The organism is uncultured Microbacterium sp. (assembly GCF_963521645.1).
Classification (GTDB): domain Bacteria; phylum Actinomycetota; class Actinomycetes; order Actinomycetales; family Microbacteriaceae; genus Microbacterium.
On sequence record NZ_CAUQVQ010000002.1, the window covers coordinates 46,262 to 69,139 of the forward strand.

Genomic DNA, 22,878 nt, shown 5'->3' on the forward strand with positions numbered 1-22,878 from the left:
CGAATAGACTGGTTCCATGAGCCAGGATCCTGCTTCCGTTCCCGGTGTCGACCGGCCGTCCTTCACCGCCCTCGACATCGTCCGTTCGATCGTCCTGGTGACCGCTGTCGGCTCGCTCGCACTGTGGGGTTTCGCGACCTGGCCGCTGCCGTGGAATGTGATCCTCGGTATCGGAGCACCCCTCGTCACGATCCTCGTGTGGGCGCTGTTCCTCTCGCCGCGACCGATGCTGCGCCTGCATCCGTTTCTGCGAGCCGTGGTCGAACTGCTCATCTACGTCGGCGTGACCATCGCCTGGTGGCTCATGGACCAGCCGCTCATCGGCATCGCGTTCGCCGTGGTGGCGGTCGGAGCGGGCGTCGTCAGCGGACGCAGCCGCATCGCATGAGCACGCTCGACCTTCTCCGCGCAGCACTCGGCGAACTCGTCGAGACCGACGCCGCCTCGCTCGAGACCGCCCGCGCCGACCGTTCAGGGCACGCCGCTCCGGGCCGCCCTCTCGCGATCGTGCACGCCGAGTCCGTGGAAGACGTCCAGGCCGTGATGCGCATCGCGACGCAGACGCGGACTCCGGTCGTGGTCCGAGGAGCCGGCACCGGTCTCGCGGGCGCGGCGAACGGCGGCGACGGCGAGATCGTGCTCTCGATGCTCCGGATGACGGCGATCCATGAGATCCGCGCGGACGACCTGCTGGCCGTCGTCGAACCCGGGATCATCAACGCCGACCTCAACGCCGTGCTCGCCGAGCACGGCCTGTGGTGGGCACCTGATCCCGCCAGCCGAGACATCTCGACCGTGGGCGGCAACATCGCGACCGGCGCAGGAGGACTCCTCTGCGCGAAGTACGGCGTGGTCCGCGATGCCGTGCTCGGACTCGACCTCGTGATCTCGGACGGACGGCTTCTCCATCTCGGGCACCGCAGCGTCAAGGGCGTCACGGGGCTCGATCTGACCTCCCTGGTGATCGGCTCGGAGGGCACCCTGGGCGTCGTCGTCTCGGCGACGCTCAAACTCCGTCGTCTCGTGGAGGGAACCACCTGCACGGTGACGGCGATGTTCCCCGACGTGCGCTCGGCAGCCGCTGCGTCGTCCGCGGTCACCGCGTCGGGCGCCCAGCCGGCGATCATGGAGCTCATGGATGCGGCGAGCCTGGCGGCCGTCGCGGCGCTCCTCGACCTTCCCGCTCCTGCGTCGAGCAGCGCACAGCTGACGATCCAGACCGACGGCCCTGCCGCCATCGCGGAGGCGGCGCAGATCGCCGAGATCCTGACGGCCCACCACGGTGTCACACAGGTCTCGCACGATCGCGTCGAGGGCGAGCGCATGCTCGCGATACGCCGGTCCATGCATCCCGCGATGCAGAAGCTGGGAACGACGCTGATCGAAGACGTGTCGGTGCCTCGCAGCGCCATGCCGGCGATGTTCGACGAGATCGCCCGCATCGAGAAGGAGTTCTCGATCACGATCCCGACCGTCGCCCATGCCGGCGACGGGAATCTGCATCCGAACTTCATCTTCGAGGGCGAGGAGCCTCCCGCGGTCATCTGGGCGGCGGCCGACGAGCTGTTCCGGGCCGCGATCGCCCTCGGCGGCACGCTGACCGGCGAGCACGGGATCGGCACGCTCAAGAGCCGCTGGCTGGCCGACGAGATCGGCCAGGATCAGTGGCAGCTGCAGCGACAGATCACTCGCGTGTTCGACCCGCTCGGCATCCTGAATCCCGGAAAGGTCTTCGCCAGCGATGCCTGACATCCGGGTGAGCGCGGCGATCATCCTCGACGCGGATCAACGGGTGCTCGTGGTGCGCAAAGAGGGCACGAGTCGCTTCATGCAGCCCGGTGGCAAACCGGAGCCGGGCGAGTCTCCGGCCGAGACCCTCACGCGCGAGCTGCGCGAGGAGCTGGGCCTCGAGCTCGGTCCTGCCGATCTCGCTCCCCTCGGCACGTTCGTGTCCGACGCCGCGAACGAACCCGGGCATCGGGTGGTCGCCGACGCATTCGTCGTGACGATCGGCTCCGCGGAACCGGTCGCGCAGGCCGAGCTCGCCGAATTCCGGTGGATCACCCCCGCCGATGCCGAGACGCTGCCGCTCGCGCCACTCAGCGTCGAGCACCTCCTGCCGCTGGCGTGGCCCGCCAGTCTGCCCTGAGCCGTCGGCCGCTCAGAGACCCTGCCACGCGGGCTTGTTCGCGAACGTGTAGCGGTAGTAGTCGGCGAGCCTGAGCTGCGAGGCAGCGGCCTCGTCGAGCACGACGGTCGCGTGCGGATGCAGCTGGATCGCGGAGCCCGGGAGGATCGCCGACAGAGGACCTTCCACGGCCTCCGCCACGGCGCGGGCCTTGCCCTCCCCGAAGGCCAGCAGCACCAGATGGCGTGCCCGCAGGATCGTTCCGAGCCCTTGCGTGATGCAGTGCCGCGGCACGTCGTCGATCGAGTCGAAGAATCGTGCGTTGTCCTCACGAGTCTGTTCGGTGAGCGTCTTCACCCGAGTGCGGGAGGCGAACGACGAGCCGGGCTCGTTGAAGCCGATGTGGCCGTCGGTGCCGATCCCGAGGATCTGCAGGTCGACTCCTCCTGCGGCCTCGATGGCGGACTCATAGTCGTCCCCGGCGTGCTGGATCGTATCGATCGATCCGTTGGGCACGTGGATGCGTCGCGGGTCGAGGCCGAGCGGCTCCACGACCTCGCGCGTGATGACCGAGCGATAGCTCTCGGCGTGCGCGGGGTCGAGCCCCACGTACTCGTCGAGAGCGAATCCCCGCACCTGCGACACGTCCCGACCGGCGAGACGGGTGCGCAGCGCCTGGTACACCGGGAGCGGCGTCGACCCCGTCGCAAGCCCGAGCACGGCATCGGCGCGGCGGTCGATGAGCTCGACGATCTCGGCGGCTACCAGCTCGCCCGCCTTCTGCGCGTTCTCGACGATGACGACTTCAGCCATGGGACACGGTCTCCTTAGAACGGGTGGTGGTGCCCACGACGGCGGCCCCGAGGGCGGCCGCGGGCGAACCGGCGGGAAGAAGCTCGATGCGCTCATCGAGCTGCAGCGAACGCATGAAGGCCGACGTGGCGGCACCCTCGCGAAGGGAGTCGCGGATGCCGTCGCGGAGCCGATCACCCAGCGCGGTCAGTCCCCCGCCGATGATGACCCGTTCGACGTCGGCGGAGAGCACCAGTGCCCGCACTGCCGCCGCTCCCCCGTGGAAGAGATCCGCGCGCAGCGCGACGGCGAGCTCGTCGCCGGTCTCGGCGGCGTCGAGGATGTCCCGCACCGGAAGGACGCCGGGGCGGTTCCACGCGCGGGCCAGAGCACCGCCTCCGCAGAACGTCTCGATGCAGCCGCGCTGACCGCAGCCGCAGAGTCGTCCGTTCGGGTCGACCGAGAGGTGTCCCACCTCGCCGGCTGTGCCGCGGGCCCCGCGCCAGATCTCGCCGTCGATCACGATGCCCGCCGCGACCCCGGTTCCGAGGTTCAGGTACGCCATCGACCCGCTGATGCCTCGCAGCACCGCCGCGCCGAGCGCCGCCGCCTTCACGTCGTTCTCGATCCGCACCGGCACCGCGAGGCGCGCGGAGACGAGGTCGGCGAGGTCGAGCGATTCGACGCCCAGGTTCACGGCGTGCAGCACGCGCCCCGTGTCGGAGTCGACGACCCCGGGGATCCCGACGCCGACCGTGCCCACGTTCGACGGGGCGAATCCGCCGTCGACCGCGAGCTCCCCCACGACATCGATGATGCTCGACACGACTGCATCGTCTCCCCACCCGGTGGGACGACGCAGACGGGAGATGACCGCACCGTCGGAGGCGACCGCGACGGCATCGATCTTCGTGCCCCCGACGTCCAAGCCCACGGAAACCAGCCGACCGTCGAGGTCGGCCACGGCGGCGCGCGTCATCGGACGGCGCTCCGGAGAACGTTCTGACCCGGCATGCGCGTCACGAGACGCCCAGCTGACCGGAGAGCACCATCACCGCGGTGCCGCGCAGCACGATGTCGGCCTGGGAGGTACGGCGGATGAGCGCATCCTCGAAGACGCCCTCGAGCGTGCGCGCGTGCAGCGTGTCGACCGCTGCATCGATCAGCACGCCGTCGAGCAGATCCGCCGGTCCCGACAGCACGACCTCGGACAGATCGAGCGCCGCCACGATCGGCGCGATGGCGACAGCCATACGAGTACCGGCGTCGCGGAGGATCTCATCGCGCGAGTCCGGCGCGGCCTCGATCGCGGGGCGCAGTCGGGTCTCGCTGAGCCACGCCTCGAGACAGCCGTCCTTGCCGCACGCGCACCGCGGCCCACCGTCGGTGCCGACCACGACGTGCCCGATCTCCCCCGCGGCGAAGCGGCTCCCCACCAACGGCTGGCTCCCGGTGATGAGTCCTGCTCCCACGCCGCGACCGATGCGGATGAGCATGAAGTCGGCCTTCGCTTCACCGAAGGTGTACTCGGCGAGCACGGCGGCGTTGGCGTCGTTGCGCACGAGGACCGGAAGGTCGAGCTCGACGCCGAGCTTCGCCTCCAGCGGAAGGTTGTCCCAGCCGAGGTTGGGCGAGCTCAGCACGACCCCGTCGGGACGCACCACACCGGGTGTGCCGATGCCGACGCCGAGGATCGGCTGGGTCGCGATGGCCACGAGTGTTCGCGCCAGTTCGAGCGTCGCCGCGAATGCCGCATCGCCGTCGGCGCTCTCGGGACGCGGCACCTCGCGACGCTCGATCACATCGCCGTCGAGGCTGAGCACGGCGCCGACGAAGGCATGCGGACCCGACAGATCGATGCCGATGATCTGGTGCCCGACGCGGTCGATGTCGATGAGGATGGGCGGCTTGCCCGGTCCCACGGTCTCGCGGATGCCCATCTCGACGACGATGCCGTCTGCGATGAACTCCGCGACGAGATCGGAGATCGTCACGCGGGTCAGCCCGGTCTCCCGCGAGAGGTCCGCGCGGCTCATCGCTCCGGAGTGATACAGGGTCTGCAGGACGAGCGCCCTGTTGTGCCCTCGCGCATGCTCCGGAAGCACCTTGGAGCGTGAGCGCAGATGCCGCCCCGGCCCGAATGCATGGGCACTCGCCGCGGCGTACTCCGGTGTCGCCGTGGGGCGCTGTTCATCCGATACGGACATGTTTGTTAGTAGACCTTACGAACAAAAATTGTGCAAGCCCAGCCCGGCGTCGCGCCGGGAGGGTTATCGAAACGTTACATCAATGTGACGGCGGTGTCGGCGTCGACGCGGACCTGTCGCGGAGACCCGCCACGAGCCCGTCGACGATCTCCTCCCGAGCGGCCCGTGTGAGGGGTTTCCCCGGCACACCGAGCCGACGCTGCTCAGGCAATGGCCCGCTCAGGGGACGATACCGCACCCCGACCTCCGCGAGCCGTCTGAGGTGCATCGGGATGCGGCGCGCGAAGCTCTCGTACTCACGCGGCACTCCCCCGTCCCACAGTCGCTCGGCGATGGCCGACAGCCGGGGGAACAGCGCGAAGTCCACACGGTCCCTGGTGGCCAGGTGCTCGGTCCACACATTGGCCTGCGCCCCCATGGCGCGCTGATCGACCTGCAGCCCGTACGTCGTCTCGAGCGACAGCGGAGGCCCGACTCTGACCGGCTCCTCCTCGGACTCCGACTGCGGGTAGTCGAGGTAGACCTGCAGATCGGGACACGCGACGACGGGGATGCCTCGGTTCAGCGCCTCCTCCATCGCGACAGGACCTCGCCACGCGAGGATGTGCACGCCTTCGGGCACGTCGCCTTCGAGCACCTCGTCCCAGGCGAGCGCGGTGCGCCCCCTGGAGCGCACGTGCTGCACGAAGTGCTCGGTGAACCACGGCTGCACGTCGCGCGGCGTCTGCAGGCCGAGCTCGACCATCCGCGCCTGCGCGGCGTGGCTGCGCTCCCACTCGGTCACGGGCACCTCGTCGCCCCCGATGCCGATCCACGGCGAGTCGAAGAGGTCGCAGAGCGCGTCGATCGCCGCCTCACCGAATTCGAGGGCGGCTTCCGTCGGAGCCAGCGTGCGGGGGTTCACGCCGAATCGCTCCCACGGCGCCGTGATCGGCTCCCCCGCGTCGACATTGCCGAGTTCCGGATAGGCGGCCAGTGCCGCCTGCACGTGGCCGGGCAGTTCGACCTCGGGCACGAGTGTCACGAACCGCTCGGCGGCGTATGCGACGAGGTCGCGGATCTCGGCATCCGTGTAGTGCCCCTCGTGCACCCCCTCCTCGACGGTCGCGCGCGGTCCGTGACCCTGCTGGGTCGCCTCACGACGGGCCCCGACCTCGGTCAGCCGCGGATACCCCGGCACGGCGAAGCGCCAGCCCTGATCATCGGTCAGGTGCAGGTGCAGCACGCTCAGGTGGTGATCGGCCATCAGATCGATGAGCCGCCGCACGTCGTGTGCGGGACGGAAGTGCCGCGCGACGTCGAGCATCACTCCTCGCCACGCGAAGGCGGGGGCGCCCTGCCATACGCCGGCGGGGATGCGGTGCTTCGTGCGCTCGGGCATCCGCAGCTGCCGCAGCACCGACGCCGCGCGGAACACACCGGCGGGCGTCGCCCCCACGAGGTCGATGCCCTCGTGCGTCACGGTCACGCGGAACGCCTCGTCGGCGACGCGGTCGGCGGCGAAGGGCTCCTGACCGATCGACGGGTCGATCGAGAGTCGGATCGGAGCGGCGCCGTCGGATTCGCGCGCCCCGCTCCGCAGACGCTCAGCCGATGCGGAGAGTTCCGGGGGCGCGAGGATCGGCGTGCCGTCGACCCAGGCGAACGGCTCGGCCGACGAGTCGATCCTCGATTCGATCAAGGGCACCGTGGCCCGATGCGGCGCAGGGGGCATGCGCAGTGCACGCCCGGGGGTGGATCCCGTGACCGCTCCGTCGACGACGACGGGGACGCCTGCCACGAGCACCTCCGCGATTCCTGTCGGCGCTCCATGCGGATCGTCGAACGTGGCGCCCGCCTCGACGGTCGCCGGGTCGAAGAGCACGAGGTCCGCCGCCGCACCGACACGGATGACTCCGTGCGGGGCGTCTCCGCGGTCGAGCCCGAGTCGAGCCGCGGGAGTGCCGGAAAGGTGCCGCACCGCCTCCTCGAGCGTGAAGACGCCGAGGTCCCGTACGTACGTGCCGAGATACCGCGCGAAGGTGCCGCGCCCGCGTGGATGCGGCCTCCCGCCGACCAGTATCCCGTCGCTGCCGCCGCAGTGCTGTGGGTGGCGCATGATGGCCCGCACGTTCTGCTCATCGCCGATGTGCATCAGGATGCTCGTGGCCCCCGAGTCGGCGACGATCGTGTCGAGCACGACGTCGACCGCACGACGACCCGTCGATTCCGCGACCTCGGCCACCGTCCGCCCCACGAGATCGGCGAGTGCGGGATCACCGGTTCCCGCGATCTGTATGGTCGTCCAGTCGGCCGGCTCGCCGTGGAAGCCGTCGCATCCGACCTCTTCGAGCTCGACGCGCACCTCCTCGCGCTGAGCCGGATCGAGTCCGGCGATCGTGGCGAGCAGGTCGCCGCTCTGCGAGAGCCTGCTCGGCAGCAGCGCCGCGAGCGTCGTCGCCCCGGGCAGATAGGGGTAGGTGTCGAGAGTCACGTCGACGCCGTCCGCGAGCGCCTCGTCCACCAGAGCGAGGAGCTCCGCCGCTCTGCCGCGATTCGGGGCGAAGTTCATGGTCGCGTGCGTGAGGTGCACGGGGCACCCTGTACGGCGCCCGATGTCGAGCGCCTCGCGATATGCGTCGAGAGCCGCCCCGCCGTAGCTGCGGGTGTGGGGCGCCCAGTAGCCTCCGCGCTCGGCCACGACCCGACACAGCGCTTCGAGCTCGGCGGTGTCGGCGTACATCCCCGGCGTGTAGGTGAGGCCGCTCGACATGCCGAAGGCGCCCGCGTCCATCGCGTCGGCGAGCAGCGTCGACATCGCGGCGAGTTCGTCGCTCGTCGCCGCGCGGTTCTCGTGCCCGATGACGATCATCCGCAGGTTGCCCTGCGGCACGAGCACCGCCGCATTCGCCACGGTCGCGGGGTCGATCGCCGCCAGCAGATCGTCCATCGTGCGCCAGGGGACACGGTCGGGCGTCCCGTTCCAGCCCGCGATCTGCGACGGGATGGTCGCGGCCGCGGCGTCGTCGAGCGGTGCGTACCCGAGCCCGTCCTGCCCGAGGACCTCCGTCGTCACGCCCTGCAGGATCTTCGCGTCGTGTGCCGCCCCCCGCAACACGGCGAGATCGCTGTGGGCGTGCATGTCGATGAAGCCCGGCGAGAGCACCAGCCCGGCCGCATCGACCTCGACGGCGTCCGCGGAGAGGACCAGCTCGGTCGCGTCGCCCTTCGCGATCACGGCGACGATGCGATCGCCCTCGACCGCCACATCCGCCACGAAGCGCTCGGCCCCCGTGCCGTCGACGACCGTCGCCCTGCGATAGACCCGAACCTGTTTCTCGGTGCTCAGAAGCATGTGGCCACGGCTCCGATCACGCGGGGGTCCGGCGCATCCGGGTCGTCGATCACGGCGACGACCCGCCATTTGTCGAACGCGGTGCACGGGTGCGACAGCCCGAGCCGGATCACGTCTCCGGGGTGCGCCTCCGCACCGTCCGCGAGCTGCAGGAAGGCGTGCTGGTCGTTGAGCGCCGTGATCGCGCCGTCGACGGACTGCGGTACCGGCAGGTCGAGGTCGAAGGGCACATCGCGGCGACCCGCGTCGAGCAGCGCCAGCCCGGGCTCCGGCTGCGAGACGACCCGCGCCCACGCGTGCATGGCGGAGCGCAGGGGTGCCGTGCCCGTGAGCGGTCCGAACGGCGACATGCGCGAGTAGAAGCCGTCGTCGTGGATCTGGAACGCCCCCGAACGCAGCACCACGTCGACATCGCTCGCGCCGAGTCGGGAGAGCACCGCGGCGGCGCGATCCGGGAACGAGCTTCCGCCTGCGCTCACGACCGGGCGGATGCCCTCGGGGTAGTCGAGCCGGGAGTGCAGGTCGACGAGCGTCTCCAGGTATGCGTCGACCGCGGCGACCGAGGCCTCGCTCCGGTCAGGACCGAACGGACCCTCGTACCCCGTGACGCCCGCGAGACGGAGGCCGGGTGTCGAGAGGATCGCCCGCGCGATCTCCTCGCCCTCCTCGACCGTGCGCGCGCCGGTGCGTCCGCCGGCTCCGCCGAGCTCGACGAGCACATCGAGGGGGTGCGCCTCGTCGATGCGGGCAGACGCCAGGAGATCGACCGTGGCGACGGAATCCGCCCAGCACAGGATGCGCAGGTCCGCATCGGCGGCGAGCAGCGCGCCGAACCTTCGCGCGGCGTCGACATCGGTCACCCCGTTCGCGATCAGCACCGTGTCGACGCCCGCCGAGACCGCGACCTCGGCCTGCCAGGGCGTGGCGACGGAGATGCCCCACGCACCCGCATCGAGAAGCCGCTGCCACAGAGCGGGAGCCATGGTCGTCTTGCCGTGCGGAGCGAGGAGCACTCCCTGCGCAGCCGCCCACGAGAAGACCGTGGCCTCGTTGTGCGCGAGGGACGCCTCGTGGACCGTGAGCACCGGCGTCGCCATGTCCGACAGGTGGAGTCCCGCGCTCGCGACCTCGGAGAGTCGCAGGCCGGCCGCTCTCGCCGAGAAGCCTTTGGCCCAGGTGCCGAGGACGGGGTCCGGAATTTGTAGAGGCATCTAACAAGGCTACTAGGCTGTCGGTATGACTGCGAAGATCCGCGTTTCGACGACCGCCGCCCCCGCTCCCGCCCACACGTTCTCGCAGGGAGTGCGCAAGGGACCGATCGTCCAGGTCTCCGGCCAGGGCCCCGTCGACCCTCAGACGAACGAGTACCTGCACCCCGGTGATGTCGCGGCGCAGACCACCCGCACGCTCGAGAACGTCAAGGCGATCGTCGAGGCATCGGGTGCGACGTTCGACGACGTGGTGATGCTCCGCGTCTACCTCACCAAGCGCGAGGACTTCCCCATCATGAACGAGGCCTACGGCGCGTTCGTGAGCGCGCACACGACCGGCGACGTGCTCCCCTCGCGCACGACCGTCTTCACCGGACTCCCCCGGGAGGAGATGCTGGTCGAGATCGATGGGCTCGCGGTCGTCTCGGACTGACCGTCGCGGCCGCGCACGCTCTATATCACGACCGTTGCCTCCCCGTTACCTCCGATCCCGTACGATTGAGCGATATACAGGCCACGTGAGAACCGGGGGGTGAAGTTCGTGACCGATCTGATCTCAGCTGACGATGCGAAGACCGCGAAGCTGAATGAGGCACCGACCACCGGCGCGCCGACTGACGTGCTTCCGCCGAGCGATGGGGATGCCCCCGTCGAGTGGGCCCCCATCGAACCGGCGCCCAAGAAGAAGCGCCTCGGTCTCTGGATCGGCCTCGGTGTGGGAGTCGTCGCGCTGGGCGCCGGTGCCGCGTCGATGATCCTGATCGCGCCGGGGACGACGGTCGCGGGCATCCCGGTGGGGTGGATGACCCCCGGGGCTGCTGCCGATGCGATCGACGCACACCTCGAGACCACCGAGGTCACACTGACCGGTGCCGACGGCGATGTCGTGCTCAGCGGCGCCGAGCTGGGAGCGAGCATCGATGCCGCGGCCCTCGCGGACCAGGCCTTCGCCGAGCGCCCCCTCTGGAACATCGGAGCGTGGTCAGGCGATCCCGTTCCCGGAGACATCACCCTCGATGCCGCCACGGCGGACGCGACTCTTCGCGACGCCGTGCCGTCGAGCTTCGAGGAGCCGGTCGACGCCGGAGTCGTCTACGACGGCACCGCCGGCGCATTCGCGATCACCCCCTCCGCCCCCGGCACAGCAGTCGACGTGGACGCTCTCACGGCAGCGATCACCGACGCGGTCGCGTCGGGCGAGAAGAGCCTCGAGTTCGCCGCGGGCCCCGCGGAGGCTGCGCCCGCCGTCAGTGACGAGGACGCGACCGCGCTCGCGGCGTCGATGAACCAGATGCTCGGTTCGGTCGGTTTCTACATCGGCGAGGAGCGCACGGTGCCCATCGACCCGGCGACGGTGTCGACATGGGTGACCGTCGTCAACGAAGACGGTGAGCTGCGGATCTCCGCGGATGCCGCAGCGATCCAGGCGACCGTCGACGGCCTCGCAGGCGCGGTCGACCGCGCCCCGGTCACGGCGACGAACATCGTGAACTCGTCGGGCGAGATCCTGCGCGTCGAGACCGCAGGCGTCACCGGGCGAGCCGTCGGAGACACGTCCACCCTCGCCTCCGAGGCCGCGGCGAATCTCGAGAGCGGCAACGGGATCATCCCGATCCAGGTCACGGAGACTCCCTTCGAGTCGATCAACCTGCAGCGACGCATCGACGTCGACCTCGGCTCGCAGACGGCGACACTCATCGAGAACGGCAACGTCGTGCGCTCGTGGTCGATCTCCTCGGGCAAGGCCGCGACGCCCACCGATGTCGGCAACTTCACGGTGTACGCGCACCTGCGCTCGCAGAACATGAAGAGCCGCGAGCCCGACGGGTCGATCACCGAGACGCCGAACGTTCCGTGGGTCACGTACTTCAACGGCGACGAGGGCTTCCACGGCACCTACTGGCACAACGACTTCGGCAACCCGCGCAGCCACGGCTGCATCAACATGCCGATCGATGTCGCGAAGTTCGTGTACGACTGGTCGCCCATCGGCCTGGAAGTCTCCGTGCACAACTGACACACTCGGGCCGCGCACTCTCAGCGCTGCAGGCCCGATGCGGAAAGGGGCCGGATGCATTCGCATCCGGCCCCTTTCTCGTGTCTCGGTCAGACCATCGCGTCGACGATGCCGTTCAACGTCGCAGACGGGCGCATGACGGCCGTGACGAGTGCATCGTCGGGACGGTAGTACCCACCGATCTCGACGGCCTTGCCCTGCACCGCGTTGAGTTCGGAGACGATCTTCTCCTCGTTCCCAGCGAGCCGTGCGGCGACCGGAGCGAAGGCCGCGGCGAGCTCGGCGTCCTTCGTCTGGTTCGCCAGCTCCTGCGCCCAGTACAGGCCCAGGTAGAAGTGGCTGCCACGGTTGTCGATCGTGCCGAGAGCGCGGCCCGGAGACCGGTCCTCCTCGAGGAAGGTTCCCGTCGCCGCATCCAGCGTCTCCGCGAGGACGCGAGCCTTCTCGTTGCCGGTGCGGTCGGCGAAGTGCTCGAGCGATGCCGCGAGCGCGAAGAACTCGCCCAGGGAGTCCCAACGCAGGTAGTTCTGCTCGACGAGCTGCTGCACGTGCTTGGGCGCCGAACCGCCTGCCCCGGTCTCGAAGAGGCCTCCGCCCGCGAGGAGCGGGACGATCGACAGCATCTTGGCGCTGGTGCCCACCTCGAGGATCGGGAACAGGTCGGTGAGGTAGTCACGCAGCACGTTGCCCGTCACCGAGATGGTGTCGAGGCCGTGGCGCATGCGCGCGAGCGTGTACCGAGTGGCCTCCTCGGGAGCGAGGATCGTGATCGTGAGGCCCTTGGTGTCGAGCGTCGCGAGACCCTGGTGCACCTTGGCGATGATCTGCGCGTCGTGCGAGCGGTTGGCGTCGAGCCAGAACACGGCCGGGACGCCCGTCGCGCGAGCCCGCGAGACGGCGAGCTTCACCCAGTCCATGACCGGGATGTGCTTGGTCTGCGTCGCGCGCCAGATGTCACCGGCGCCGACCTCGTGCTCGATCAGCACGGTTCCCTCGCTGTCGAGCACCTGGACGGTGCCGGCGGCGGCGATCTCGAAGGTCTTGTCGTGGCTGCCGTACTCCTCGGCCGCCTGCGCCATGAGGCCGACGTTGGGAACGGTTCCGATGGTCGCGGGGTCGAGAGGACCGTTCGCGATCACGTCGTCGATCACGGCCTGGTAGACGCTCGCGTACGAGGAGTCCGGGATGACCGCGAGGGTGTCGGCCTCGCCGCCGTCCTTGCCCCACAGCTTGCCGCCGTTGCGGACGAGCGCAGGCATGGAGGCGTCGACGATGACGTCGCTGGGCACGTGGAGGTTCGTGATCCCCTTGTCGGAGTTCACGTACGAGAGACGGGGCCCCTCGGCGATCGCCTTGTCGAAGGCCGCCGCGATCTCCGCGCCGTCGGCGATGGAGCCGAGACCCGCCAGGATCGAGCCGAGACCGTCGTTCGGGTTGAGGCCCGCCGCTGCGAGCTTGTCGCCGTACTGAGCGAACACGTCCGAGAAGAAGACCTTCACGACGTGACCGAAGATGATCGGGTCGCTGACCTTCATCATCGTCGCTTTGAGGTGCACGGAGTAGAGGATGTCATCGCTCTTCGCCGTCTCGAGCGTCTCCGCGAGGAACTCGTCGAGATGCGCGGCAGACAGGAACGTCGCGTCGATGATCTCGCGCGGGAGGACCTTGAGCCCCTCCTTGAGGATCGTCACGGTGCCGTCTGCGGCAGTGTGACGGAAGCTCAGCACGTCGTCGTGCGCCGCGACCCAGGAGCGCTCGTTGTGCTTGAAGTCGTCGTGGCCGAGCGTGGCGACACGGGTCTTCGAGCCCTCCGCGAACGGCTTGTTGCGGTGCGGGTGCTTCTTGGCGTAGTTCTTGACGGCCAGAGGAGCGCGGCGGTCACTGTTGCCCTCACGGAGCACCGGGTTGACCGCTGATCCCTTGATGCGGTCGTAACGCGCACGGATGTCCTTCTCCTCGAGAGAGGAGGGCTCGTCCGGGAAGTCGGGGATGTCGTATCCCTGCGACTGCAGCTCGGCGATCGCGCCCTTGAGCTGCGGGATGGATGCCGAGATGTTCGGCAGCTTGATGATGTTCGCCTCGGGGAGCGTCGCGAGTCCGCCGAGCTCCGCGAGCGAGTCGCCCACCTGCTGCTCGGGCGTGAGCTTCTGCGGGAACGCCGCGAGGATGCGCCCGCCGAGCGAGATGTCGCGGGTCTCGACCTCGATGCCCGCCTGGCCCGTGTAGGCCTTGATGATCGGAAGGAAGGAGGCGGTGGCGAGAGCCGGAGCCTCGTCGGTATACGTGTAGATGATGGCGTCGTCGGTCACCAGGAGGTTCTCCGTTCGCGAGGGCATATTTGTCTCGATACCAAGATACCTGAGGGTCTCGAGGCGCATGTCCGCCGGGAGATGCCCGGCGCATCGACTTCCGGTATTCCCGGCCGGGCGACCCCCGACGAAAGTCGAGGATTCTGGGCAGGCGACCACCGGAGGGGCTAGCCTGTGACTATGTCCGAACTGCGCATGGTCGAACTCTCCGCTGCGACGATCGTCGCCGTGAACAACCTGTCGCTCAAGCCCGGACAGGAGCAGTTCCTCGCTCCGGTGTCCTACGGCATCGCTGCGACCGTCATCAACCCCCAGACCTCCTGGCAGCGGGTGGTGCTCGACGGCGATCAGGTCGTCGGGTTCGTGAGCGCGAACTTCGATCCGGAGGCCCCCGAGGAGCACTTCCGTTCGGTGCTCTGGCGCATCAACGTCGACGCCGACGACCAGGGCAAGGGCGTCGGCCGGTTCGCGGTCGAACAGCTCGTCGAAGAGGCGAGTGCTCGCGGCTTCGACCACGTCAACGTCATCTACGAGGCCGGGGAGGACGGACCGGAGGCGTTCTTCCTCCGCGTGGGGTTCACCCCGGTCGGCGAGACCGAGTACTCCGAAGTCATCGCGCAGATCCGCGTCGCTTCGTAGACCGGCGGCGGGGTCTCGAATCCCCTCCCCCATCGAGACCTCGTCGCCCCGGCCGGCGCGACGGGTCCTCTGCGCCCCGAACCTTTTTGTTGCGATTCGCCACAAAAAGGTTGCGTGAGCCGACGGACCGTGCCTATCATCGCTTCTGACGCACGAAGCGAAGCGTTTCGATGAGCATCCCGAACGAATGACGACGGAGTCAGCATGGCGACGATCCACGAGGTGGCGAAGGCTGCCGGAGTGTCGATCAGCACGGTCTCCTACGCGCTGAGCGGCAAGCGCCCCGTCTCCGAGAAGACCCGCATGCGGATCGAAGGTGCGGTGCGGGATCTGGGCTACGAACCGGATGCCGGCGCCCGCATGCTCGCCGGTCGACGCACGCACATCTTCGCCCTCACCGAGCCCCTGCGCGCCGACACCCACGCCCCGACCCATATGGCGTTCGTGCTGGCGACGGCGGTCGCCGCGCGACGCCGAGGCTACGACATCCTGCTCCTCACCGACGAGGAGGCGTCGGACGGCATGAACAGGGTCGCCGCCAGTCGTCTGGTCGACGCCATCCTGGTCCTCGACGTCGCTCCGAACGACGAGCGCGCCGCGATCGCCCGCAGCGTGCGCACCCCCACGGTGTTCATCGGCATCCCCGACGAGCCCGAGGGCCTCACGTGCGTCGACCTCGACTTCGGTGCCGCCGGGCACCTCGCCGTCGACCGGATGGCGGATGCCGGGCACACGCGGATCACTCTGCTCGGGCAGACCGACGTCTCGTACCGCAAATCCAACTTCCCCCGACGTCTGCTGCAGGGCGTGCAGGAACGCGCCGCGACTCGAGGCGTCGCGCTCGAATGGGCGACCACCGGCGCCTCCGTGACAGAACCCGCCGTCGTCCGTGCAGCCACCGAGGCCGCCCTCGACCGCGGGGACCGCGCGTTCATCGTGCACGCGGTCGGCGACGTGCACGACATCCTGCTGCGCACGCTCGACGCGCGAGGACTGCGGGTGGGCGTGGACGTCTCCGTGATCTCCGCCGCCGCGTCGTTCGACCCCACCACGCTCGCGGTTCCGATCGACTCCATCCCGCTGATCCCGCAGCAGTCGTGCGAACTGGCCGTCGAGCTCGCCGAACAGCACCTCGAGCATCCGGGCACTCCCGCCCGCATCCATCTCATCCCTCCCGAGTACCACTCCGCCGGATCGGTCGCCCCCGCGAGGGAGTGACCGTGGGCGGGGACGCACACGCGCACGTCCGTCATCGAAGCGCTTCGACGAATGGCGCGACAACTGAAGAAGAACGACCCACCGATGTGTCCGGCCTCACGGCCCACAGAAAGGAGTGCCGACGATGGCACGCACCACACGCAGGACGAAGACGCTGGCGGCCCTGGCCGCACTGACGGCGACAGGAATCGCACTCAGCGGTTGCACCGCAGGCTCCTCCGATGACGGAGGCGACGGACAGACCCTCAAGCTCTGGCACTACGAGGGCGCCGACAGCGCGATGGGCAAGGCCTGGGCCGAGGCAATCGCGATCTTCGAGGAGGAGACGGGAGCGACCGTCGAGTTCGAGGAGAAGTCCTTCGAACAGATCCAGAAGACCGCGAGCCAGGTCCTCGACACGGACGCCGCGCCCGATCTGATGGAGTTCAACAAGGGAAACGCCACCGCAGGATTCCTCGCCTCCACCGGGTTGATCTCCGACATCTCGGAGGCGGTCGACGAATACGGCTGGGATGAGAAGCTCGCCCCCTCGCTGCAGACCACCGCCAAGTACTCGGAGGACGGAGTCATGGGCGGCGACACGTGGTTCGGTGTCCCCAACTACGGCGAGTTCGTCGGCGTCTACTACAACCAGGACGCGTTCGCCGCGGCGGGCCTTGCGATCCCCACCACCTACGACGAGTTCGTCGACGTGCTCGACGCGTTCGTGGCGCAGGGCGTCACACCTCTCGCCGAGGCGGGAGCGGAATACCCCCTCGGACAGCTCTGGTACCAGCTGGCCCTGAACGAGGGCGACCGCAGCTTCGTCGACGACTACCAGCTGTACGCGGAGCCGGTCGATTGGCAGGGCCCCGAGGTCACCGCGGCGAGCGAGACGCTCAAGGAGTACGTCGACAAGGGCTACATCGCCTCCGACGTGTCGTCGGTCAAGGCGGAGGACGCCGGCGTCTCCTTCATCAACGGCAGCGCACCGATCTTCGTCTCCGGCTCGTGGTGGTTCGGGCGCTTCGTCGCCGAGGCCACCGACTTCGACTGGACGCTGACCGCGTTCCCCGGCGCCGACCTGTCGCTGGGATCGTCGGGCAACCTGTGGGTCGTTCCGGAGAACGCCGCCAACAAGGAGCTCGCGTACGAGTTCATCGACATCACGATGAGGCCCGAGATCCAGGCGATCATCGGCAACAACGGCGGCCTTCCGGTCGCCGCCGACACCGCGGACATCACGGACGAGAAGAGCGCGGCCCTGATCGAGACGTTCAACGGCGTGCTCGATGCAGACGGACTCTCGTTCTACCCGGACTGGCCCGCACCCGGCTTCTACGACGTGCTCGTGCAGGAGCTGCAGGGGCTGATCACGGGGACGCAGGACGCCGCGACCACGAACGAGAACCTCGGCGAGCAGTACGACGAAGGCACCGCGGAATTCCGTTGATCCACTCGCGGGGGCGGCGTCTCACGGGGCCGCCCCCGCATCCTCCTGGAGATGAACATGTCACTCATCACACGCCGCGAGGGCCGCACCGCGCTGCCGCCCGAAGAGCCGTCGATCCCGCAGCGCAGCGGTGGGACCGGCGCCTACTGGATGTACCTCCTGCCCGGGTTCATGCTCCTGCTCGTCGTCGTCATCGTCCCGCTCATCTGGAACGTGTACCTCACCTTCACCAAATGGAGGGGTGTGCGCGCGCCGGAGTTCATCGGACTCGAGAACTGGCAGAAGATCCTGACGGACGCCGACTTCTGGACCTCCTTCACGAACTCGGTGTGGATGATCATCGCGATGGTGGTCGTCCCCACGATCGTCGGACTCATGGTCGCCGCGCTCCTGTTCGACGTCGTCGGACGGAAGTTCGGCGGCAAGGTCGGCAGCTTCCTGCGAGCGACGTACTACCTCCCCCAGATCCTCCCGATCGCCGTGGCCGGCATCGTGATCGGCTGGATCGTGCGCCCCGGCGGCGACGGAGCGCTGAATCAGATTCTCGGCTGGTTCGGGATCCCGGCCTATGACTGGCTGGGACAGATGCCGTCGGCGCTCATCGTTCTCATGGTCGTCATGGTCTGGGTGCAGCTGGGCTATCCGGTGGTCGTCTTCATGGCCGCGCTGCAGCGAGTCGATCCCGAGCTCTATGAAGCCGCCGAGCTCGACGGAGCGAACTGGTTCCAGCGCTTCTCCGCGATCACCATGAGCATCATCCGCCCCGAGATCTTCGTGGTCACCCTGACCTGCACGATCGCCGCACTGAAGGTCTTCGGGCCGGTGTACATCATCACGCGCGGCGGCCCCGCAGGCTCGACCCTCGTGCCGGCCTACTACGCCTACCAGGAGTTCTTCACCAAGAGGAACGTCGGCTACGGCGCGACCATCGCCACCGTGCTCACGATCGTCGTGGTCATCGTGTCGATCATCTTCATCCGCGTCCAGAACTCTCTCGAGCGCAAGGAAAGGGCAGGTCTGTGATGCACGCCACCACTGCCATCGTCACCGGCAAGCCGAGCACGACGCGTGCGCGCGGCGGCATGACCAAGAAGCGCCCGGTCGACTGGCTGCTGCTCGCGCTCGTCGTGATCGGCGCTCTGCTCGTGATCGCGCCCTTCTACCTCGTGCTCGTGAACTCGTTCAAGTCCCCCGTCGACTATGCGACGTCGGGCCCTCTCGCCTTCCCCGAGACCCTCGACTTCGGGGGCATCATCAAGTTCTGGGAGCGCGTCAACTTCCCCGAGAAGGTCTGGAACTCGATCTTCATCGCCGGCATCGTCTCGGTGCTCGCCGTGGTCATCTCGATGCTCAACGCCTTCGCGATCGGGATCGGCCGCGTCCGGGGCCGCAGCTGGATCGTGCTGCTCTTCCTGCTCGCGAACCTGCTGCCGCAGGAGGCGCTCCTCTACCCGCTGTACTACATGTTCAAGTCGGTGGGGCTGTACGACAACGTGTGGTCGGTCATCATCGTCTTCACGGTGATCCAAGCGGCGTTCGGAACCTACCTGCTGTCGTCGGTCTACGGCACCTTCCCGAAGGAGATCCTCGAGGCGGCGTCGCTCGACGGGGCGAGCCGTTGGCAGATCCTCTGGCGGGTGGTCTTCCCCATCAGCCGGCCGACCCTCTCGGTGCTGCTCATCTTCTTCTTCATCTGGACGTGGAACGAATTCCTGATCCCGCTGACGTTCCTCGCATCGAACGCCAACCAGACCGTGCCGGTCGCGATCAGCGTCCTGCAGGGCGACCGGCTGATGGACGTGACCACCACCAGCGCCTCGGCGCTGCTGGGCATCATCCCCACGCTCATCTTCTTCCTCATCTTCCAGCGCACACTCACGCGCGGCATCACGGCAGGAGCAGTCAAGTAATGAAGTTCACCGATGGGTTCTGGCAGCTGCGACCGGGCGTCACCGCCCTCTATGCGCAGGAGGCCTACGACATCACCGAGACCACCGACACCCCGGACGGCCCCGGTCTGGTCATCACGGCTCCCACCATGGTGATCGCCAAGCGGGGCGACACGCTCAACAGGCCCGTGTTGACGACCACGATCTCGTCTCCCGCAGAGGGCGTGATCCGCGTGCGGATCGCCCACCACGAGGGGGCGAAGTGGCACGGCGGCTTCGGACTGCCCGGGGCAGGTGCGGGCCGGGCGGTGTCGTCCGTCTCCGATGCCGGCGGGACCCTCGATGCAGGTGCTCTGGTGGCCAGGATCGCGCCGGGATCGCCGTGGAGCCTCTCGTTCGAGGTCGACGGTCGCCGCGTCACGGGCAGCGGCCACAAATCGCAGGGATATGTGCGCCTCGCACCCGGTGCCCAGGTCGACTCGGGCATCGTCGACAATGCTCGCCAGGGCGGCTCCGGTGCGAGCGGCACGGTTCCCACCGCATCCGCGTTCGTCCACGAGCAGCTCGATCTGGGCGTCGGCGAGTTGATCTACGGCCTCGGCGAGCGCTTCGGGCCCCTGGTCAAGAACGGCCAGTCGGTCGACATCTGGAACGCCGACGGCGGCACCTCGAGCGAGCAGGCGTACAAGAACATCCCGTTCCATCTGTCGAACCGCGGCTACGGCGTGCTGGTGAACGACCCGGGCCACGTGTCGTACGAGATCGGGTCGGAGTCGGTCGAGCGCGTCCAGTTCTCGGTCGCCGGCGAGGTGCTCGAGTACTTCGTCATCGCGGGTCCGACGCCGAAGGACGTGCTCGGGCGCTACACCGCGCTCACCGGACGACCACCGGTCGTGCCCGCCTGGTCGTACGGACTCTGGCTGTCGACCAGTTTCACGACCGATTACGACGAGCAGACGGTGAACTCGTTCATCGACGAGATGGCGGCGCGTGAGCTGCCGGTGTCGGTCTTCCACTTCGACTGCTTCTGGATGCGCGAGTTCAACTGGACGGACTTCGTCTGGGACTCCCGGGTCTTCCCCGATCCGGAGGGCATGCTCGCCCGGCTGCACGACAAGGATCTGCGTGTGTGCGTCTGGATCAACCCGTACATCGCCCAGCGGTCGCCGCTCTTCCGCGAGGCCGCCGAGCAGGGATTCCTCGTGCGGAGGGCTGACGGCTCGGTCTGGCAGTGGGACCTCTGGCAGGCGGGCATGGGCCTGGTCGACTTCACCAACCCCGCGGCGACGGCCTGGTACCAGGCGCACCTGCGCCGGCTGATCGCGCAGGGCGTGGACTGCTTCAAGACCGACTTCGGCGAGCGCATCCCCACCGAGGTCGTGTGGGCCGACGGCGCCGACCCCGGTCGCATGCACAACCTCTACACGCACCTCTACAACCGCGCGGTGCACGAAGTGCTCGTGGAGGCGCGAGGCGCCGACGACGCCGTGCTGTTCGCACGCTCGGCGACCGCCGGCGGTCAGAGCATGCCGGTGCACTGGGGCGGCGACTCGACGTCGACATACGCGTCGATGGCCGAGACCCTGCGCGGCGGGCTCTCTCTCGCGCTGAGCGGCTTCGCGTTCTGGAGCCACGACATCGGCGGGTTCGAGGGCACTCCGGATGCCGGTGTCTTCAAGCGCTGGACGGCCTTCGGCCTGCTCGGCTCGCACTCGCGTTTCCACGGATCCAGCTCGTACCGGGTGCCGTGGGCTTTCGACGACGAGGCGGTCGACGTCACTCGCCGGTTCACGCAGCTGAAGATGCGGCTGATGCCCTACCTGTATCAGCAGGGTCTGGACGCCGTGCACACGGGACTGCCCGTGATGCGGCCGATGCAGCTGGAGTTCCCCGATGACCCGGCGGTCGGCCACCTCGACCGGCAGTACATGCTCGGATCCGATCTGCTGGTCGCGCCGGTGTTCTCGGAGGACGGGACCGTGGAGTTCTACCTGCCGGAGGGCGAGTGGACCTCGCTGCTGACCGGCGACACTGTCACGGGTGGCGGATGGCGCCGGGAGACCCACGCGTTCGACTCGCTTCCGCTGTACGTGCGGCCGGGCACCGCCCTCCCCTGGGGGGCACGCACCGACAGACCGGACTACGACTACCACGACGGTCTGCAGCTGCGGGTGTTCCCCGGCGGCTCGGGCACGACGTCTGTGACGGTCACGAACCCGGACGGCCGTGAGACGATCTACGATGTCGATCTGACGGAGGTGACCCGGTGACTCTTCCCGCTGAACACGACTACCGCGGCTCCGGACTCGTGCTGCCCGAGGGCTTCACGTTCGGATCGGCGACGGCTTCGTACCAGATCGAGGGTGCGGCCGAGGAGGACGGTCGGACGCCGTCGATCTGGGACACATTCAGCAAGACACCCGGCAAGGTGTGGAACGGCGACACGGGCGACGTCGCCTGCGATCACTACCACCGCGTCGACCAGGACCTCGATCTGATGTCGGATCTCGGACTCCAGGCGTACCGCTTCTCGATCGCGTGGCCGCGTATCGTGCCTGCGGCGGACGGCCGCGTCAACCAGGCCGGCATCGACTTCTATTCACGCCTGGTCGACGGGCTGCTGGAGCGCGGCATCGAGCCGGTGGCGACCCTGTATCACTGGGACCTCCCCCAGTACCTCGAAGATGCAGGCGGGTGGACCTCTCGGGCGACGACCGATGCCTTCGAGCGATACGCATCGATCATGGGCGCGGCGCTCGGCGACCGGGTGCACACGTGGACGACGCTCAACGAACCCTGGTGCTCGGCCTACCTGGGTTACGGCCAGGGAGGCCACGCGCCCGGCCGCCACGAGCCGGCATCCGCCCTGTCCGCGGTGCATCACCTGAATCTCGCGCACGGCCGTGCGATCCAGGCGCTCCGAGCGACCTCGACCGGCGACCCCGACTACTCCGTGACGCTGAACTTCCACGTGCTGCGCGGAGTCGGCGAGGGAGCGGACGAGGCCATGCGCAGGATCGATGGTCTGGCGAACCGGGCCTTCACTCATCCGATGCTCCGAGGGGAATACCCCGCGGATCTCATCGAGGACACCGCCGGCGTGACCGACTGGTCGTTCGTGCATGAGGGAGACCTGGCCACGATCGCACAGCCGATCGACGTGCTCGGAGTGAACTACTACTCGACGGCGACGGTGCGACTGTGGGACGGAGTGTCGGAGAAGCAGCAGAACGACGGGCACAAGGGCACCGCCGGCGGTACCGCCTGGCCGGGCAGCGATCAGCTCGTCGAGTTCGTCGAGCAGCCCGGGCCGTACACCGCGATGGGCTGGAACATCGCCCCCGAAGGTCTGGAGGAGCTGCTCGTCTCGCTCGCGGAGCAGTTCCCGGGGCAGCCGCTGATGGTGACCGAGAACGGCGCCGCGTTCGATGATGTGGTCTCCGCCGACGGCTCCGTCTCCGACCCGGAGCGCACCGACTACCTGCGCCGTCACTTCACCGCCGCTCATCGTGCGATCCAGCGGGGCGTCGACCTGAGGGGCTACTTCGTGTGGTCGCTGCTCGACAACTTCGAGTGGGGCTACGGCTACGCCAAGAGGTTCGGCATCGTGCGGGTCGACTTCGAGACCCTCGAACGCACGGTCAAGGACTCCGGGCACTGGTACGCACGGCTGATCGACTCGCGCACCGTGCAGGCCTGAGA

The 22,878-nt window shown here is 68.6% G+C and carries 18 protein-coding genes; 12 read left to right on the plus strand and 6 right to left on the minus strand.

The window, feature by feature from the left end; all coding sequences use genetic code 11:
• Positions 1-16: 16 nt before the first annotated feature.
• From RWO82_RS01295 to RWO82_RS01305, 3 genes are read left to right on the plus strand one after another with little or no spacing between them, the layout of a single operon-like run.
• Complete coding sequence (locus RWO82_RS01295; RefSeq protein ID WP_314422297.1) at positions 17-388, plus strand: YrdB family protein; 372 nt, start codon at positions 17-19, stop codon at positions 386-388.
• On the plus strand, positions 385-1,749 hold the full coding sequence (locus tag RWO82_RS01300) for an FAD-linked oxidase C-terminal domain-containing protein (RefSeq protein WP_314422298.1): 1,365 nt from the start codon (positions 385-387) through the stop codon (positions 1,747-1,749). The genes RWO82_RS01295 and RWO82_RS01300 overlap by 4 nt, the downstream gene beginning before the upstream one ends.
• Positions 1,742-2,149, plus strand: coding sequence for an NUDIX domain-containing protein (locus RWO82_RS01305; protein WP_314422300.1), 408 nt, complete (start codon positions 1,742-1,744; stop codon positions 2,147-2,149). The genes RWO82_RS01300 and RWO82_RS01305 overlap by 8 nt, the downstream gene beginning before the upstream one ends.
• A gap of 12 nt (positions 2,150-2,161) precedes the next feature.
• Here the strand turns inward: RWO82_RS01305 and nagB are convergent, their stop codons facing one another.
• From nagB to RWO82_RS01330, 5 genes are all read right to left on the minus strand, one after another.
• Positions 2,162-2,941, minus strand: coding sequence for a glucosamine-6-phosphate deaminase (gene nagB, locus RWO82_RS01310; protein ID WP_314422301.1), 780 nt, complete (start codon positions 2,939-2,941; stop codon positions 2,162-2,164).
• On the minus strand, positions 2,934-3,899 hold the full coding sequence (locus RWO82_RS01315; RefSeq protein WP_314422302.1) for an ROK family protein: 966 nt from the start codon (positions 3,897-3,899) through the stop codon (positions 2,934-2,936). Before RWO82_RS01315 ends, nagB begins: the two co-directional genes overlap by 8 nt.
• Before the next feature lie 40 nt (positions 3,900-3,939).
• Positions 3,940-5,127 carry an ROK family transcriptional regulator gene (locus RWO82_RS01320; RefSeq protein WP_314422304.1) on the minus strand — a complete coding sequence of 396 codons (1,188 nt, stop codon included), beginning with the start codon at positions 5,125-5,127 and terminating at the stop codon, positions 3,940-3,942.
• Positions 5,128-5,206: 79 nt separating this feature from the next.
• Positions 5,207-8,461: a family 20 glycosylhydrolase gene (locus RWO82_RS01325; protein WP_314422306.1), complete on the minus strand. Its 3,255-nt coding sequence runs from the start codon at positions 8,459-8,461 to the stop codon at positions 5,207-5,209.
• Positions 8,452-9,672, minus strand: a complete 1,221-nt coding sequence (locus RWO82_RS01330; protein ID WP_314422307.1) for an alanine racemase — start codon at positions 9,670-9,672, stop codon at positions 8,452-8,454. The genes RWO82_RS01325 and RWO82_RS01330 overlap by 10 nt, the downstream gene beginning before the upstream one ends.
• Before the next feature lie 25 nt (positions 9,673-9,697).
• Here RWO82_RS01330 and RWO82_RS01335 point away from each other — a divergent pair, with 25 nt between their 5' ends.
• On the plus strand, positions 9,698-10,105 hold the full coding sequence (locus tag RWO82_RS01335; protein WP_314422308.1) for a RidA family protein: 408 nt from the start codon (positions 9,698-9,700) through the stop codon (positions 10,103-10,105).
• A 99-nt stretch (positions 10,106-10,204) separates the two neighbouring features.
• The gene (locus tag RWO82_RS01340) at positions 10,205-11,689 is read left to right on the plus strand and encodes a L,D-transpeptidase family protein (protein WP_314422309.1); all 1,485 of its coding nucleotides are present in this window, start codon (positions 10,205-10,207) and stop codon (positions 11,687-11,689) included.
• 89 nt (positions 11,690-11,778) lie between these two features.
• On the opposite strand, the gene RWO82_RS01345 is transcribed toward RWO82_RS01340, so the two are convergent.
• Complete coding sequence (locus RWO82_RS01345) at positions 11,779-13,998, minus strand: NADP-dependent isocitrate dehydrogenase (protein WP_314422310.1); 2,220 nt, start codon at positions 13,996-13,998, stop codon at positions 11,779-11,781.
• 180 nt (positions 13,999-14,178) lie between these two features.
• Between RWO82_RS01345 and RWO82_RS01350 the strand changes: the two genes are divergently transcribed.
• The 7 genes from RWO82_RS01350 (at position 14,179) to RWO82_RS01380 (ending at position 22,876) form a co-directional block, all read left to right on the plus strand.
• Positions 14,179-14,637 carry a GNAT family N-acetyltransferase gene (locus RWO82_RS01350; protein ID WP_314422312.1) on the plus strand — a complete coding sequence of 153 codons (459 nt, stop codon included), beginning with the start codon at positions 14,179-14,181 and terminating at the stop codon, positions 14,635-14,637.
• 204 nt (positions 14,638-14,841) lie between these two features.
• Positions 14,842-15,855 (plus strand): LacI family DNA-binding transcriptional regulator, encoded by a 1,014-nt coding sequence (locus RWO82_RS01355; RefSeq protein ID WP_314422315.1) that lies wholly within the window; start codon positions 14,842-14,844, stop codon positions 15,853-15,855.
• Positions 15,856-15,979: 124 nt separating this feature from the next.
• Entirely contained in the window at positions 15,980-17,287 is a 1,308-nt protein-coding gene (locus RWO82_RS01360; RefSeq protein WP_314422317.1) for an extracellular solute-binding protein, read from the plus strand.
• Positions 17,288-17,344: 57 nt separating this feature from the next.
• Positions 17,345-18,310 carry a sugar ABC transporter permease gene (locus RWO82_RS01365; RefSeq protein ID WP_314422319.1) on the plus strand — a complete coding sequence of 322 codons (966 nt, stop codon included), beginning with the start codon at positions 17,345-17,347 and terminating at the stop codon, positions 18,308-18,310.
• Positions 18,310-19,197 carry a carbohydrate ABC transporter permease gene (locus RWO82_RS01370; protein ID WP_314422322.1) on the plus strand — a complete coding sequence of 296 codons (888 nt, stop codon included), beginning with the start codon at positions 18,310-18,312 and terminating at the stop codon, positions 19,195-19,197. Before RWO82_RS01365 ends, RWO82_RS01370 begins: the two co-directional genes overlap by 1 nt.
• Entirely contained in the window at positions 19,197-21,446 is a 2,250-nt protein-coding gene (yicI, locus tag RWO82_RS01375; RefSeq protein WP_314422325.1) for an alpha-xylosidase, read from the plus strand. Before RWO82_RS01370 ends, yicI begins: the two co-directional genes overlap by 1 nt.
• Positions 21,443-22,876, plus strand: a complete 1,434-nt coding sequence (locus RWO82_RS01380) for a GH1 family beta-glucosidase (protein ID WP_314422327.1) — start codon at positions 21,443-21,445, stop codon at positions 22,874-22,876. The genes yicI and RWO82_RS01380 overlap by 4 nt, the downstream gene beginning before the upstream one ends.
• The last annotated feature ends 2 nt before the right edge of the window (positions 22,877-22,878 follow it).